The following is a 15,336-nucleotide window of genomic DNA, read 5'->3' on the forward strand; positions in this document are numbered from 1 at the left end:
GCTGCGGTGTGAGGCGTACCGCACTGTTCGCTCACCTGACGGCTCCGTGTGACGTCTCCGTCAGCTACATCCATATCTATATATCCATGACTGGACACCACCCGCACCACTGCCACCACGACGAGCGGTCCGACGACGAGGTGCCGTACGGCCAGGTCGAGGTCCCCACAGGCTTCGGCCGACGGACGCTTCTGGCCGGTGCCGGCGGGACGTTGATGCTGGCCGCGCTGCCGACCGCGGCCCGGGCGGCCAACACGACGAGGGCCGGCGCCCCAACCGCGGCGACCGGCGCCAGCCGGACATCCCTGATCACCCAGGGCACGATGTTGGTCCACACGGACATGCACAACCACACGGTCATGTCGGACGGGGACGGCAGCGCCGAGGCCGCGTTCGCCTCCATGCGCGAGGCCGGTCTGGACGTGGCCGCGCTCACCGATCACGCCACGCTCTTCTCCATCGACGGGCTCAGCTCGTCCGAGTGGCGGACCACCGGCGACCTGGCCAACGCGGCCAACGACCCGGGTCAGTTCACCGCCATCCGAGGGTTCGAGTGGTCGCATCCTCTCCAGGGGCACATCAACGTCTGGAACACCTCCGACTTCGCCGATCTGCTGCGGGCCGGCAGCCCTGGCAGCCTGTACAACTGGCTCACCGGCCGGCCCGGGGGTCTGGCGAGCTTCAACCACCCCGGCCGCGAGGTGGGCCGGTTCAACAACTTCTCCTTCAACGCCTCGGCCCGTGATCAGCTCGTGGGACTGGAGATGTTCAACCGCACCGACGACTTCCTCTTCGAGGGCTGGTCGTCGGGCCTGACGTCACCGCTGGTGGCCTGCTTGAACGCCGGTTGGCGGCCGGCCCTGACCGGCGTCACCGACGAGCACGGCACCACCTGGGGCTTCCACGAGGGTAAGGGGCGCAGTGGTCTGTGGGTCGCCGAGAACACCCGCGCCGCGGTGTTCGAGGCGATGGCCGCCCGTCGATCCTTCGCCACGCGCGTCTCGGGGCTCCGGGTGGACGCCACGGCCAATGGCGTACGCATGGGCGGCGTGCTGAACGTGACCTCCGGCGACGTCCGGTTCCTGCTGGACCTCGACCGCGGCTCGGCCTGGGACGGCAAGCCGCTGCGGATCCAGGTGCTCCGGCCGGGCTCCTCCGCGCCGACCGTCGTCGACGTCATCGACACCGTCAACGGTCGGGTCACCGATTTCACCGTGCCGCTCACCGTCACCGACGGCGACTGGGTGGTGCTTCGGATCTCCGACCCGTCCCTGCCGAACGGCACCCCTGGCCCGGCTGGTCACCCGTGTAACGACTTTGGCGTGGCCTACACCAGCCCCTGGTGGCTGCGCCCCTGAACCCCCGAGGTGCGGCGGGCCAGCCACGGACGGCTGTGCCCGTCGTTCCGGGGACCGGCTCGGATCCGCGAGATGGTCGCGTCCCGTCCGGGTCAGAGAGGTGGTGGGGGCAGTGTCGGGCTGTCCAGCCAGGTCTCGAACAGCTCACTCAGGGGCTCGCGGGTGAAGCGCTGGGCGTGCAGCCGGAACTGCTCGGTCGTCACCGTCGCGTGTTGGTGCTCGGCGACCCAGGCTCGCAGGAGCGTGAAGAACGCCTCGTCGCCGACCCTCTTCCGCAGGGCGTGCACCGTGAGCGCGCCGCGCTTGTAGACCAGCGGGTCGAACATCCGGTCGACGCCGGGATCCGCGACGACGACCCTGCGCGGCCGGGCCGCGACCCAGGCGTACCACTGGGCGGCCACGGCGTCCGTCGGAAGGTTGCCGCCGACGCCGGACCACAGCCACTCGGCGTAGGTGGCGAAGCCCTCGTTGAGCCAGATGTGCCGCCAGTCCGCCGCCGTGAGGCTGTTGCCGAACCACTGGTGGGCCAGCTCATGGACGACGAGCCGCTCGTGCGTGCGCCGCCCGTCGACGTGGTTGCGCCCGAAGACGGCCATGCCCTGCGCCTCGACGGGATCGTCGAGGTCGTCGTCGGCGACCACGACGACGTACTCCCGGAATGGGTACGGCCCGAAGAACCGCTGGAGCGTCGTCATGATCTCGTCGTGCCGGCTGAGGTCGTGGGCGGCGTTCCGGCGCAGCGCAGGTGGGATCGCGGCTCGCTGCACCACCGCACCACCACCCAGATCCAGCATCTCGTAGCGTCCGATCTGAACGCTCATCAGGTACGGCGAGGTGGGCTCGCGGCGCTCGTACACCCAGGTCGTGTCGCCCGCGCCCCGCCGCTGGAGCACGGGATCACCGGTCACCAGCACGGTGTACGGAGAGGAGGTCGTGACTGCCACCCGGAAGGTGGCCTTGGCACCGGGCTGGTCATCGCACGGGAACCAGGACGGCGATCCGTTCGGCTGGCTGGCCACGAGCACCCCGTCGGTGAGTTCCTCCCACCCGATCTCGCCCCACCGGCCGGAGATGGGCACCGGCTTTCCCGCGTACCGGATCTCCACCCGGAACGTGTCCCCGGCGCCGATCGGCCGCTCGGGTTTGATCTGAAGTTTGTCCGGCCGGTGCAGGTACTTCGCCGGGCGCCCGTCCACCCGGACGTCCTGGACGCGGAGCCGACCGAGGTCGAGGGTGAACCGCGACAGCGACTGCACGGCCACCCCGCTGAGGTCGGCCCGGCCGGCAAGGCGGTTCGACACGACCCGGTAGTGCAGGTCGAGGTCGTAGTGCAGCACCCGGTAGCCGCCGTTGCCGTGCTCCGGCAGGTAGGAGTCGCCGGAGCGAGCGGCACCGGGCGTTGCGCCGCTCGACGCCGACGCCTTCGGATTCACGCCGACCGTGCCGCTGGCGCCGGCCAGGTGGTGATCGGGTTACCCAACCACCGGCTGTCGCACGGCACGGCGTCGCCGCGGGTCACCAGCGAACCGGGCCCGACGGTGGTCCGCGCGCCGATGCTCGCCCCCGGCAGGACGATGCCGTGCGGGCCCAGCGCCGCTCCCGCGCCCAGTGTCACCTCGTCCATGCTCATCACACGATCATGGAACAGATGGGTCTGCACCACACAACCGCGGTTCACCGTCGCGCCATCGCCCAGCCGCACCAGGTCGTACTCGGGCAGCCAGTAGGTCTCCAACCAGACGCCCCGGCCGATCTTCGCACCGAGCGTGCGCAGCCACGCCGCGAGCAGTGGCGTGCCGGTCGCGAAGCGGACCAACCACGGCGCGGCGAGGACTTCGACGAACGTGTCGGCCAGCTCGTTGCGCCACACGAAGGATGTCCACAGCGCCCGATCGGCGACTCGGAAGCGCCCGACCAGCAGCCACTTCGCGGCCGTCGCGACGGCGGCGGCGACGATCGCCGCACCCAGCAGCACCGGTCCGGCCACGAGCGGGGCGGCCCACCACCCGGCGGCCCTCCACACGAGCGCGAGGACGGCCAGGACGCCGATCGCCAGGGCGCCGGCGCACATCATCGGCACGATCCGGCACAGCTCGATCGCAGCCCGGGCGAGCTTCAGCCGGACCGGCGGGTCGAAGGTGCGACTGGTGTCGGCTGCCTGGACGGTACGGCGCAGCGGCATCGGCGGTGCGCCGAGCCACGACGAGCCCTTCTTCGCCTTGAACGGCGCCGACGACAACACACCGACGAGGCCGCGCTTCGGCACCGAGCGCCCGGGTGCGGCCATCCCCGAATTGCCGAGGAATGCCTGCTTGCCGATGCGGGCCGGGGCTACCCGCAGCCACCCGTGGCTCAGCTCGTAGGTCGCGACCATGGTGTCGTCGGCCAGGAAGGCCCCGTCGGCGACCGTGGTCATCGCCGGCAGTGCGAGCACGGTGGACGCCTCCACCCCGCGCCCCACCTTGGCGCCGAGCAGCCGCAACCACACCGGTGTGAACAGGCTGGCGTAGAGCGGGAACAGCCCGACCCGGGCCATCCCCATCAGCCGCTCGGTCGTCCAGACCTGCCACGCCACCCGCCCCTGCACAGCGTGATACCCGGCGCGCAGGCCGATGCTGAGCGTCCGGACGAGCCCGAGTACCAGCAGCGCGTAGCCCACGACGTAGACGACGGTCGCCACCGCGACGGCGGCCAGCACAGCGCCGACCGCCGGCCGGACGGCGAACGTCCAGCCGAGCAGGGCGAGTGCCGGCAGGGCGGCCACGATCGGGACCAGCGCCAGCAACTGGGCGGTCATCCCGTACGCGAGCGGCCAGAGGCGTGCCCCCGTGCGCGATCGGGGGGGACGCTGCCCCGGCCACCCGTCCGAATCCTTGTCGGCCGCGGCTGCCGCCGGTGAGCCGGCCCAGTGGTGATTCGCCGGTACGGCGCCGGCCACCGTCGAGCCCGCGGCGACGCGGGCGCCCTTGCCGATCCGAGCGCCCGGCATCAGGATGCTGCGAGACCCGACCCGGGCGTCGGCACCGACGCGAACCCTGCCGATGCGGACGACATCGCCGTCGACCCAGTGGCCGGACAGATCGACCTCCGGCTCGATCGCCGCGCCGCGGCCGAGCTTCAGCAGGCCGGTCACCGGCGGCGCGGAGTGCAGGTCGACGTCGGCCCCGATCTGCGCGCCGAGAGCCCGGGCGTAGATGGTCATCCAGGATGCCCCGGCGACGCTGGTGGCGCCGGTCAGCTCGGCGAGGCGTTCGGCGGCCCACAGCCGCAGGTGGACGCCGCCACCGCGCGGGTAGCTGCCGGGGCGTACCCCGCGCAGCAGGAGGCGAGCTCCTGCGGCGGCCATGGCGATCCGGCCCGGCGGGCTGAACAGCACAAGCCAGCCCAGCGCCACCCACCACCAGGACACAACCGGCGCCCAGGGTGCCGGAGCGAACCGGCCGAGGACCGTGCCGAGGGCCGCGAGGACGGTCAGCCAGCGGAGCCCGACCAGCGCCAGCATCGGAACCATCATCGCGGCCTGGATCAGCCCGGCACGCCGTGGCGTCGGCCGGACCTCCCGGCGCTTCGCCTCGGTGGTGTCGAGCGCGTCGAGCACGGCCGCGAGCCGCGACAGTTTCGGGTGAAGGTAGATGTCGGCCACCGAGACGCGCGGGTACCGGCGCCGGATCCACGCCACCAGTTGCGCCGCGTTCAGGCTGCCGCCGCCGTGGGTGAAGAAGTCCGCGTCCGCCTCGGTGGGGCGTACGCCCAGGATCTCGGCCCAACCGCCGGCGAGCCACTCCTCCGTCGCGGTCAGCTCACCCGCCGTGTCCTGCCCGGTGGCCAGCGGCCAGGGCAGCGCGGCCCGATCCACCTTGCCGGATGTCCGGGTCGGCAGTGCCTCCACCGTGGCCAGCAGCGGCACGAGCGCCGCCGGCAGCTGCTCACGGATCCGCAGCGCCGCCGCCGCGGCATCGAACGTGACGCCGTCACGCGGGACCACGTACCCCACCAGCAGTTGGTTGCCCGCGGCGGTGCGCTGCACCGCCGCGGCGGCACCGGCGACGTCGGGCAGCGCCTGCAGTGCGGCGTCGATCTCGCCGAGCTCGATCCGGCGTCCGCCAAGTTTGACCTGCTCGTCACCGCGGCCGACGAACAGGAGCCCCTCGGGCTCCGCCCGGACGATGTCACCGCTGCGGTACGCCCGCTGCCAGCCGAGCGCGGGCAGCGGCGCGAACTTCTCGGCGTCCTTGCCCACGTCCAGGTAGCGGGCGAGCCCCACCCCGCCGATCACCAGCTCGCCGGTCTCACCCATGGCGACCGGAGCGCCGGAGGCGTCAACCACGGCGAGCTCCCAGCCGGCCAGCGGCAGCCCGATGCGTACCGGTCCCTCGCCGGTCATCCGCGCGGCGCAGGCGACCACCGTCGCCTCGGTTGGTCCGTAGGTGTTCCAGACCTCGCGTCCCTCGACGGCCAGGCGCTGCGCCAGCTCCGGTGGGCAGGCCTCGCCACCGAAAATCAGCAGCCGGACCTCCTCCAACGCCTCGACGGGCCACAGCGCGGCGAGTGTCGGCACCGTCGACACCACCGAGATGCGCTGCTCGGCCAGCCACGGCCCGAGGTCGACGCCGCTGCGGACGAGTGACCGCGCGGCCGGCACCAGACACGCGCCGTGCCGCCACGCCAGCCACATCTCCTCGCAGGACGCGTCGAACGCCACCGACAGCCCGGCCAGAACCCGGTCCTGCGGACCGATCGCCTCGCTGGCCTCGTCGGCGAGGAACAACCGCGCCTCGGCGTCCACGAAAGCCGCCGCCGCGCCGTGGCTGACGGCCACACCCTTCGGGGTGCCCGTAGAACCGGAGGTGAAGATGATCCAGGCGTCGTCGTCGGGATCAGGTCGGCCCGTGCGACCCCCCGGGGTACGACGGAGCGACACCGCCAGCCCGTCACCGAGCACCGCGACGACCCCCGCCTCGGCGAAGACGAGCTCGGCGCGTTCCTCGGGATCGTCCGCGTCGACCGGCACGTAGGCCGCACCCGCCGCGAGAACGCCGAGGATCGCCAGGTACAGCTCGGCCGTACCGGATGAGATCCGGATGCCCACCCGGTCACCGACACCGATGCCGCGCCCGGCCAGCGAACTCCGGACGGCCTCGACCTCACCGGCCAGGTCGCGGTACGTCAGTGCCGTGCCGTCGTTGTCGATCGCAACCGCGTCGCCGTGCGCGCGCACGGAGTCGTCGAGAATGTCGACAAGCGTGCGGCGGGCCGGGGTCGAGGGGGAGCGGAACACCGCCGGGTGCGCCGGTACGGTCGCCGCCGGCGGAAGCGCGACCATCTGCGGGCCACTCGTCACGGGCACCGGGTGTTCACCATCTTCACCTCGCGGATTGGCGTCAACCAGGCGTGCGGAACGCGGACCTGCCCTGGCCAGCCGTCAACGCTACGTCGCACCGGCCGCATCTGACGACGGAGCCGAGCGTTCGTGTCCACCACCACACCGCTGTGTTCCGGGGACACCTGATGGTCGTGACCGCCATGCTCGCGTCGTGCTGGGCGGCCGGCGGTGACGGCCGACCGGAGTACTCGATCCAGCGGGCGTAGTTGGCCCGCCGGTCAAGGTTGCGCTCGCAGGGCGCGGTGTTCGGTCATCAGCCGTTGGGCATGCTTGGTCTGTGTCGTCTCCACGCCGATCACGCGGATTCCGGCCATGCTGCCGTCGGCGGCTCGGCGGGGCTCGTAGGTGAAGTCGAAGAACGCCTCCCGCGCCTGCGGGCCGCTGCCCAGCCTGACCCGGACGTCACGGTCGGTGTAGGGCTCACCCGTGCGGTAAACCTGATCGAGTCGAGCGATGAAACCCTGATCGGCCAGCTCAGGCATCAGTTCGGCGAGCGCGACCCCGACGCGGGCAGGCTCTTCGACGAGAGTGGCGAAGAGCGCCCGGGTTCGCCGTCTCCACCAGGTGCGACGGTCCCGCCAGCGACGCGAAAACGGCGATGGACTGCCCGAACAGTGCCCGCAGATCCTCCTCCGCTGCTCGCCCGGCAGTGGCCGGACCCTCAGCGGCAGGAGGCGTCTGACCTGATTCTGCGGGCATCTTTTCGTTTCGCCTCTCGTCGCCGGATCCGGGAGTGACCGATGGTGTCACCTGCCGCGGGCACTGGCCGAATGGCTGACGTTGTGACTGCCGGAGGTGGGGTCGGTTCCCATGAGTCACCCCAGGGGAGCACGCCACCGTTGGTGAGGTTGGGTGGGCCTGTAAAGCCGCGCACCGGGGTCCGATTCCCCGCACGCCTCGATGTGCCATCCACTGCGGAGTTAACCCGAGTCGGACATCGGTCCGGCTGTCCCACGCCGAGCGGAAACGGAGGGTCGAGCCGACCGCCCCGGCCGGAGCCGAGGCGGTCGGTCACGGGGCCCCCGTTGGTGCGTCCCGCGCGTCAGTGGTTGTTGGTGAGCCAGATGCAGCGCCGTTGGACGGGTGTGTTCGTCGGGTCGTGATCCTCAGGTGAGGGAAGCGAGCCTGAACTGCTGGTTGGCCTGTCCGTTGCAGTCGTACAGCTGGACCTGTGCTCCGTTGGTGGTGCTCCAGACGTCCAGGCATCGTCCGGACTGCACGCCGGTGATGGTGCCGTTGGAGTTGATGTTCCATTGTTGGTTGGTCTGGCTGTGGCAGCTGTAGATCTGGACGGCGGCGCCGTTGCCGGAGCCTGCCGCGTCCAGGCACATGCTGCCGTACACCTGTAGTTGTTTGCCGGAGGTGTAGGTCCAGGACTGGTTGGTCTGCCTGTTGCAGTCGTAGAGCTGGACACGGGTGCCGTTGGTGCGGGAGGCGTTGGGCACGTCGATGCACCGGCCGGACTGCGCGCCCACGATCTCGCTGGCGGAGCCGGGTGGGGTGGTGGGGGTGGGGGTGGGGGTCGGCGTGGTGGGCGTGGGCGTGGGGCCGGGACCGGTGCTGTTCAGCGCCTCCAGGGTGGCCGTGTAGGCAGCCTTCTTGGTGCCGTTGCACTCGAAGAGCAGCGGAGTGCCGCTGGAGCGCCACGAGTCGCAGTCCCGCACCCCCCACACGGTGAGCCCGTTGCAGCGAGCCACGGCCAGGCAGTCGTTGACCACGTTGCGGTAGGTGTTGGCCTGCGTCGTGCCGGAGCCCTCGATGTCCAGCTCGGTGATCTGCACGTCCACCCCGAGGGCGGCGAAGCTGGACAGCGTCGTGCGGTAGTTGCTGTTGTACGGCGAGTTGGGGTTGAAGTGCGACTGGAACCCCACGCAGTCGATCGGTACGCCACGAGACTTGAAGTCGCGCACCATGTTGTACACGGCCTGCGTCTTGGCCCAGGTCCAGTTGTCGGTGTTGTAGTCGTTGTAGCAGAGCTTCGCGTCCGGGTCCGCCGCGTCGGCGGCGCGGAACGCCGCCTCGATCCAGTCGTTGCCGGTGCGCTGCAGGTTCGAGTTACGACGGGCACCGCTGTTGCCGTCCTCGAAAGCCTCGTTCACCACGTCCCACGAGTAGATCTTGCCCCGGTAGTAACCGGCCACCCGGTTGATGTGGTTGAGCATCGCGTTGCGCAGCGCGGTGCCCTCCATGCTCTGCATCCAGCCCGGCTGCTGCGAGTACCAGGCCAGGGTGTGGCCGCGGACCTTCCAACCTCGCGAGAGGGCGTGGTTCACGATCCGGTCCGCGTTGCTGAACGTGAAATTGTTCTGCTGCGGCTCGGTCGCGTCGATCTTCATTTCGTTCTCGGGCGTGATGGCGTTGAACTCGCGGTTCAGGATCGTCGTGTACGCGCTGTCGCTGAGCTTGTTCGCGGCGACGGCGGCACCGAAGTACCGGCCGGACTGCGCCGCGGCGGCACCGAGAGTCGTCTCGGCGGCCTGAGCGAGATTGGGCAGCAGCGACACGACAAGGGCCGCAACTATCGCGGCCGTTCCGGAAATAGTGAGTGTTCGTAGACGGGTACGCCCGGGGGGACGGGAACGGGAAATCATGCTGATCCTCCAGTGGTGGGGGTGGGGCGGTCTCTGTCGGGGGTTTCGGGTGGATGCCCTGCTCGGATCTGCGGCCACGCTGCTGAGTGCGCCCGATCGGGTCGGGGTCCACGTCCGGCGACCACCCGGAGGGGAGTTGGGTGGAGCCGCCTGATCAGGGGGTGGATGGTGCTGATGAGTCGGCTCGGTCGCCCGCCGGGACGTGGTTGCGGGCGCTGCGCTCTCCAGGTGGTGGACGTGGTCACCCTGGCGGTGACGGGCCTGACGGTCAGGTGAGGCGCCTCCGGTGTCGAAAGGATCTTTTTAACGTTCACACCGATCGATGGCTCTCAGGCTGGCAGAAAGTTCCAGGATTTTCAACCGGTAGTTTCGGGCCCGTTACGGATCAGACGATTCGGGTTCGGGAGCCCTGTCGCGCGCAAGATCAAATAATGCTGGGACCTCTCGGGCGGCAACCGGTACATGCTGGACGCCGACCCGACGTGGACCACCCAGACGGCAGCCGGGGTCAGGTCGGCGAGGTTGGAGCTGGCGAGAAGGGCCCGGACGCTGTCGCGCTCGGCTTCGGTACTGCCGAACTACCGTGTCGCCGGCGTGGTGCTCAGGTACGCCGAAACGGTGACGCTGCCGTCGGCGCGGACGATGGTGACGAAGGACAGCCGGTCGACGGCGACCGGCACGTCGCCGAACACATTCTCGGCCTTGCCCTCACTGGTCCAGTTGACGACGGGGATGGCCGCCCCGTCGGTCGTCGTCGCGTACATCCGGTAGCCGGTCGCGGCACTCAGACCGGTGACCGTGGCCTCGACGGACGTGCCGGAGGTCGTCGGTTTCACCAGGATCGACATGGAGACCCCGGTGGAGCGGTCCGAGGCCGACGCCGTCACCGCGACGGGGATCGGCTCCGGTGCCGTGTCGGAGGGGCGGCCCAGGAGGCCGTTGAGCACGAAACCGCCGGATACCAGCACCAGCACCAGCACCAGCCCGGTCTGGACGAGCAGCCGTAGGCGCCAGGCCGACGGCCGGTTCGTACCAGGCGGCGTCCCGGCGGCGGAGGTCCAACCGGCCAGGTGCCCGATGTCGTGCGCGAAGAAGCGGATGAAGCGCTCTGGGGCGGGTCCGCCCCGACTGAGCGGTCCGAATTCTTCCACGAGGCCGTCACGGTCCTCGTCGACGAGCAGCGTGATCGCTACGAGGGCTTCGCAGACCTCCTCGGCGGCGGCGCGACACGAGGCGCAGTCCGACAGATGGTTCTCGATGCGTTCACCGTCGGCCGCGTCGAGCTGGTCGGCGTAGTACGGCCCGAGCAATTCGGCAACGTGCGGTCCGTCGCTGACAACGTCACCCACGGCGCTCAGCTCTCCAGCGGCAGCGGCGCGCCGAATGCTTCGATCGGTGGCGTTTCCTTCGGCCGATGTGCACCCGCCTTGCAGCCCGCGAAAGGTCCGTCCGGCGCCCGCAAAGTGCCCATGATGGGCACGAGGAAATCGCGATGCCACATTGCCGGGCCGGTGGCCTCGGCGCCGGCCCCGGTCAACGTCTGCCAGGCGAGCCACAGAGAGTGCAGGTTGCCGACGGCAGACATGTGCTGCCACCACTGCGGGCACCACGGACGCGCCGACGAGGTCTCCTGCCCGTAGACCGGCAGGAGCAGACCGTGCACCCATCGAGCGAGTAGGTCCAGCTCGATGGAGTACGCCGGGTCAGGCAGGTACAGAATGAAGAATGGCTGCGGTTCGGGAACCGGCGCGTCCGATGTGGAGGTTGCGCCGTTCTCCGTTTCGGTGGTCATCGGGATTGGTTCTCCTGCTCCAGATCGGGTGGCGTGGGTAGCTTCATTTCGGCTTCACGTTGAAAACGGCTGGGCGTTGCCAATGGTTCACGGCCTGATCAACAAGTGAGGTTTCCGCCAGGATCCACGCCGAGTAACTCGCAGAACTTCCGGTACGCGGACACCCGGGACCCGACCGCGTCCGGCCGCTTCCCGCCGCATTCAAGATAGCCGTTGATGATCCGGATCGTTGCGCCGAAGCCACCCGTTCCGGTGATCGCCGAGTGTGGCGACCCCCCACCCCTCATCCAGAACCACAGTGCCGTGCCCCAGGCAACCGTGGAGTTCGTGCTCACCAGTTCGGGCCGGTGGAGGAGGTCGTAACCGAGGTCGTTCCCGGCCGCATAATAGTTGTAGTTCCAGCTGAGCTGGATGGGCCCCCGACCGTGGTATGCCCGTACTCCGGCGGGGCAACCGTACGGGGCGCTCGTCTGGCAGTAGTTCCCCCAGGCGCTCTGGTTGAGTTCCTCGACGTAGATCAGGCCGCCGGACTCGTGGTTCACGTTGGCGAGGAATGCCGCTAGCTCACGCTTACCGACGTCGCCGGACCCGCTGGCGAAAGCCGGGTATTTCGCCATCGCCTGGGTCAATCCCGCGTAGCTGTAGAACGGGATGGCTCTCGGGAACATCTTCCTGAAGACCGCCTCGTCGAATCCGCTTCCGGACGGCGGTTTCGCCGGCGATGTCCCCGTTTCGGTCCCGCCGGGTGGGCCCGTGCCAGCCCCGCCGGGTGGGCCTGTGCCAGCCCCGCCGGGTGGGCCCGTGCCAACCCCGCCGGGTGAGGGAGACGGGGGCGGGGCGGGGGTCGTCTCATGGCTCCGGAAGGACTCGAACTCGGAACGCACCTCATAGGGGTACGCCAGGAGGCCGATCGGAACGGTGCCAAGGGTCTTGATGCTCTCGATCCCGACGTTCCATGCCAGCAACGTCAGCGTGAGTCTGTCACCTGTCAGTTCACCGTTGTCGATGAGCTCACCGACCTGGTCGCTCAGTGCGCACAGGTATCGCGCCTGCGCGTGGATCGAATCCACCGGGTCCAGGACGGACGCGGTGCCGTTACCGTCGTCGTCCTTGCCGTACGTCGCGAAGATGTCGTCCGGGATCTGGGCGATCCCGCGTTGGCCGTCAGGCCCCACCGCCTCCCGCCGGAACTGCGACTCCACCTCGATCTGGGCGGCGAGCACGATTGGGCTGATCACGTCACACTCATCGCCGGCGTCCTTCAGTGCCTGCACGGCGTCGGGGAGCGGAACGTTCTTCTCGTCGAGGGTGCCCTTTCCGTCGTCCTTGAGCACGTCGTCGAGGGCGCCCGAGTTGCCTCCCGGCTGGCTGTCGACTGGAGTGTGCTGCGCTATCGACCCTCCGACGATCGACACGATGCACAGTAGGCAGAGCAGGGCGACGAGGAAGAGCGGCCAGAAGGCCATGACGGCGACAATGATGCCGGTGGTCTGGCCGGCGTCCGGCTGCTTCGGCGTCACGTCGGCAGCTGCTGCCCGTGCCCGTGCGTTGCGTGTGCTGGCCATCCGCCCCTCGTGTCGGCTCTATCGTCGGCAGCCGCCGGGGTGGCCCCGATGACAGCATCTGCTCAAAGGAACGGACGAGGGTGCCAGTGGTTCACTGCACGGCGCCGTGAACCGTCTTGATTTTTCTCCGTTGTCAGCTGAGTTGCTGACGGCACAGGGGTGACAAGGCGGGAACTGGGATGAGCGTTCGGGTGCGGCGGGTGTACCGGCCTGCCCCCATGTCCGCGGCCGACGGAGACGCGGGTGACCGGGAACACTCGGGCCGGGAGCCGCGCGGCGGGCTGAGCCGGACCGGCGTGGGCTGGGTCGCGGCTCATGGCGGATGCGGCGCGACGACCTTGGCGAATGTGCTCGGTGGGACCGATCTTGGATGCCGATGGCCGCAGCCGGGCCGTGCGGAGCCGGCGCGGATCTTCCTGGTCGCGAGAACGCATGCGTACGGCCTGCAAGCCGCGTCGCGTGCCCTGAACGCCATGCGGGAGAGTAGGCACCCGGACGGGATGGAACTCATCGGCGTGGTCGCCGTGGCCGATGCCCCCGGGTCTCTGCCCCGGGTCCTGGTCAGTCAGATCCGTCTGCTGCGTTCGGTTGCTCCGGTGCATCGGATTCCCTGGATTGCGGACTGGCGGCTCGGTCAGCATCCGAGTCGGTTGCCCCGGCAGGTGGAGTCACTCGAGCGGCGGGTCCGAGAGCTGGGCTCCTACCACCCTGGCGGGCAATGATGACCGGCACCATCAATTGGCCTCGCCTGTCGGCCGCCCTGGCCACGCTGGCGCTCGTCTGGGTCGTGACCGCAGGGCTATCCGCGGGCAGCCGGGAAGCACCGGTGACCCTCGCGGCCGCGGCCGGGTCGCTCGCTATGCCTCCGCCTCCGGACCCGGTGCCGGACCCGGAGCCGGAGCCGGAGCCGGAGGTGAAGCCGGTGCCGACTTCGTCGAGCGGGTATCCAATGTGGCACATGAAATTCAGGAACAAAATGGGTGCGACCGTGAAGTTTTGTTGGTCCCTCGAGCCGAGCGCCCCCGAACAGCACTGTGGTGGCAAGAAACTGACTGCCCAGAGTTGGGACGTTGATATTCCCTACCAGCCGGGCGACCGGATATTTGTGTGGGCCAAGGTTGATTCCGGCCAAGACACCAACCATTATGAAGCCACCGGTGCGGCCAACTGCACCATCAACGGCGCAACAATTTCGAGTAAATTCGACTGCGACAATCCGGGCATGCCGCCTCCGGTGTTCCCGGAGCCGAGCATTTCGCCGTTCAATCCGCTGGCGCAGGACGGCGCTTATCAGAAACCCGCACTGGTAAATCTGCTGAACGTGCTGGCGTGGTGCGTGTCGGCGGCCGGAGTCGGTGGGCTCCTCTTCATTGGCACCCAGATGGCGCTGCAGGTGCGTCTCGGTTATCCCGGCCGGTCCGCCGAACTGCGGCAGGAGGTAATTATTGTTGCTGTCGCCTGCATCATCGCAGTGGCGGTTGGTCCTATCGTCACTTTTCTGGATATCGCAGCCGCTCTCGACAAGTACTGAAAACCGCTTCTCTCTGCCGGCGTTCGCATCAACCCGGCTCCGCTATCGGAGGTAGATCATGTCCCGGTACCTCACTTACCTCGACGCCCTGTTGAGGTTGCTGCCACAGGCCGCTGTGCCGCAGCCCGACAGGGGTGGTGCCGCGCCGCCGGTTCTGGTGGGCCTGGTCACGCTCGGGCTCAACATCATCGCGTGGGCCGGCACCGCCGCTGGCGTGGCCGGCGTGCTCATCACCGGGACGATGATGGCCATCTCGCACAAGCGCGGGGAGACGTCCGAGCACATGAGCCGGCTCGGCTTGGTCCTCGGCGGTTGCATTCTGGTCGCCTCGGCCGGTCCGCTGGTCTCGTTCGTCTTCGATTTCAACGCCGGGTGAGTGCGACGTGCTGAGACTGCTCCGCTCCGCTCCGGTCGGCGACGACGAGGAGCGGCCCTACTGGTCGCAACGGAGCTGGCAGCTCTCGGCCGGGTTCGTCGCCGTCGTGCTGGTCGTCGGGTTGTTCGCCCTGCTGGTCAAGCCGGACGATGCGCAGGAGACGAGTTCTACTCAGTCGGTGCGGATCGACGCCGGACCGGGGCAGCGGCCGGACGGCTGCCAGACCGACGACTCCGCGCAGGGGGTGCCGGTGCGCGCTCCGAACGACGTGACGTGGCGGGAGTTGAACGGCGGTAGCATCCCGGTCTCCCGGTCGGCTGGTCCACGGGTGCTGGGCGGTCCGCTGCTGTGGTGCTTCGCGCACACTCCGATGGGTGCGGTGCTGGCGGCGAACGTCATTCCTCGGCAGTTAAGCGGACGTGATTGGGCCCAAGTCGCGGAGCGACAGATCATTCCTGGCGAAGACCGAGAGATCTTCGTGTCGATGCGTGCCACCTATGTGGAGCCGGCAGGCACGCAGTCGGTCGCCTCGCTGGCCGGGTTTTCGCTGGTCTCCTATTCGGATTCTGTCGCCACGGTCCGAATATTGATGAGCTTCACGCAGGGGATGGCCGTCACGGAGTACACCGTCGCCTGGTCCGGGGGAGACTGGAAGATCAAGCCACTGCCCAGCGGGGATCTCCACACGGCGCTAATTCCCATGTCGACCTCCAGTGGCTTTATCATGTGGAAGGTGTGAC

Annotated in this window: 12 protein-coding genes; 5 read left to right on the forward strand and 7 right to left on the reverse strand. The window is 69.2% G+C overall.

The window, feature by feature from the left end:
- Positions 1-86 precede the first annotated feature (86 nt).
- The gene (locus O7620_RS05095) at positions 87-1,358 is read left to right on the forward strand and encodes a CehA/McbA family metallohydrolase (RefSeq protein WP_278122057.1); all 1,272 of its coding nucleotides are present in this window, start codon (positions 87-89) and stop codon (positions 1,356-1,358) included.
- Between the two features lie 92 nt (positions 1,359-1,450).
- Here the strand turns inward: O7620_RS05095 and O7620_RS05100 are convergent, their stop codons facing one another.
- The 7 genes from O7620_RS05100 to O7620_RS05130 form a co-directional block, all read right to left on the reverse strand.
- Entirely contained in the window at positions 1,451-2,791 is a 1,341-nt protein-coding gene (locus tag O7620_RS05100) for a M1 family metallopeptidase (protein ID WP_278122058.1), read from the reverse strand.
- Positions 2,788-6,705 carry a Pls/PosA family non-ribosomal peptide synthetase gene (locus tag O7620_RS05105; RefSeq protein WP_278122059.1) on the reverse strand — a complete coding sequence of 1,306 codons (3,918 nt, stop codon included), beginning with the start codon at positions 6,703-6,705 and terminating at the stop codon, positions 2,788-2,790. The genes O7620_RS05100 and O7620_RS05105 overlap by 4 nt, the downstream gene beginning before the upstream one ends.
- A gap of 254 nt (positions 6,706-6,959) precedes the next feature.
- The gene (locus tag O7620_RS05110; protein WP_278122060.1) at positions 6,960-7,223 is read right to left on the reverse strand and encodes a PAS domain-containing protein; all 264 of its coding nucleotides are present in this window, start codon (positions 7,221-7,223) and stop codon (positions 6,960-6,962) included.
- A gap of 624 nt (positions 7,224-7,847) precedes the next feature.
- Positions 7,848-9,245 carry an endo-1,4-beta-xylanase gene (locus O7620_RS05115; protein WP_278122061.1) on the reverse strand — a complete coding sequence of 466 codons (1,398 nt, stop codon included), beginning with the start codon at positions 9,243-9,245 and terminating at the stop codon, positions 7,848-7,850.
- 665 nt (positions 9,246-9,910) lie between these two features.
- The gene (locus O7620_RS05120) at positions 9,911-10,681 is read right to left on the reverse strand and encodes a zf-HC2 domain-containing protein (RefSeq protein ID WP_278122062.1); all 771 of its coding nucleotides are present in this window, start codon (positions 10,679-10,681) and stop codon (positions 9,911-9,913) included.
- A gap of 5 nt (positions 10,682-10,686) precedes the next feature.
- Positions 10,687-11,124 (reverse strand): DUF4913 domain-containing protein, encoded by a 438-nt coding sequence (locus tag O7620_RS05125; protein WP_278122063.1) that lies wholly within the window; start codon positions 11,122-11,124, stop codon positions 10,687-10,689.
- Between the two features lie 98 nt (positions 11,125-11,222).
- Entirely contained in the window at positions 11,223-12,689 is a 1,467-nt protein-coding gene (locus O7620_RS05130) for a glycoside hydrolase family 19 protein (protein ID WP_278122064.1), read from the reverse strand.
- 218 nt (positions 12,690-12,907) lie between these two features.
- On the opposite strand from O7620_RS05130, the gene O7620_RS32045 reads away from it, so the two are divergent.
- Genes O7620_RS32045 through O7620_RS05145 form a run of 4 tightly spaced genes read left to right on the forward strand, consistent with a single transcriptional unit; the run spans position 12,908 to position 15,335 of the window.
- On the forward strand, positions 12,908-13,411 hold the full coding sequence (locus O7620_RS32045; RefSeq protein ID WP_347403754.1) for a DUF6668 family protein: 504 nt from the start codon (positions 12,908-12,910) through the stop codon (positions 13,409-13,411).
- Complete coding sequence (locus O7620_RS05135) at positions 13,408-14,220, forward strand: hypothetical protein (protein ID WP_278122065.1); 813 nt, start codon at positions 13,408-13,410, stop codon at positions 14,218-14,220. The genes O7620_RS32045 and O7620_RS05135 overlap by 4 nt, the downstream gene beginning before the upstream one ends.
- A gap of 58 nt (positions 14,221-14,278) precedes the next feature.
- Entirely contained in the window at positions 14,279-14,596 is a 318-nt protein-coding gene (locus O7620_RS05140; RefSeq protein ID WP_151490769.1) for a hypothetical protein, read from the forward strand.
- A 7-nt stretch (positions 14,597-14,603) separates the two neighbouring features.
- Positions 14,604-15,335 carry a hypothetical protein gene (locus tag O7620_RS05145; RefSeq protein ID WP_278122066.1) on the forward strand — a complete coding sequence of 244 codons (732 nt, stop codon included), beginning with the start codon at positions 14,604-14,606 and terminating at the stop codon, positions 15,333-15,335.
- Position 15,336: the final 1 nt, after the last annotated feature.

The sequence above is a fragment of the Micromonospora sp. WMMD710 genome (assembly GCF_029626045.1).
GTDB lineage: Bacteria > Actinomycetota > Actinomycetes > Mycobacteriales > Micromonosporaceae > Micromonospora.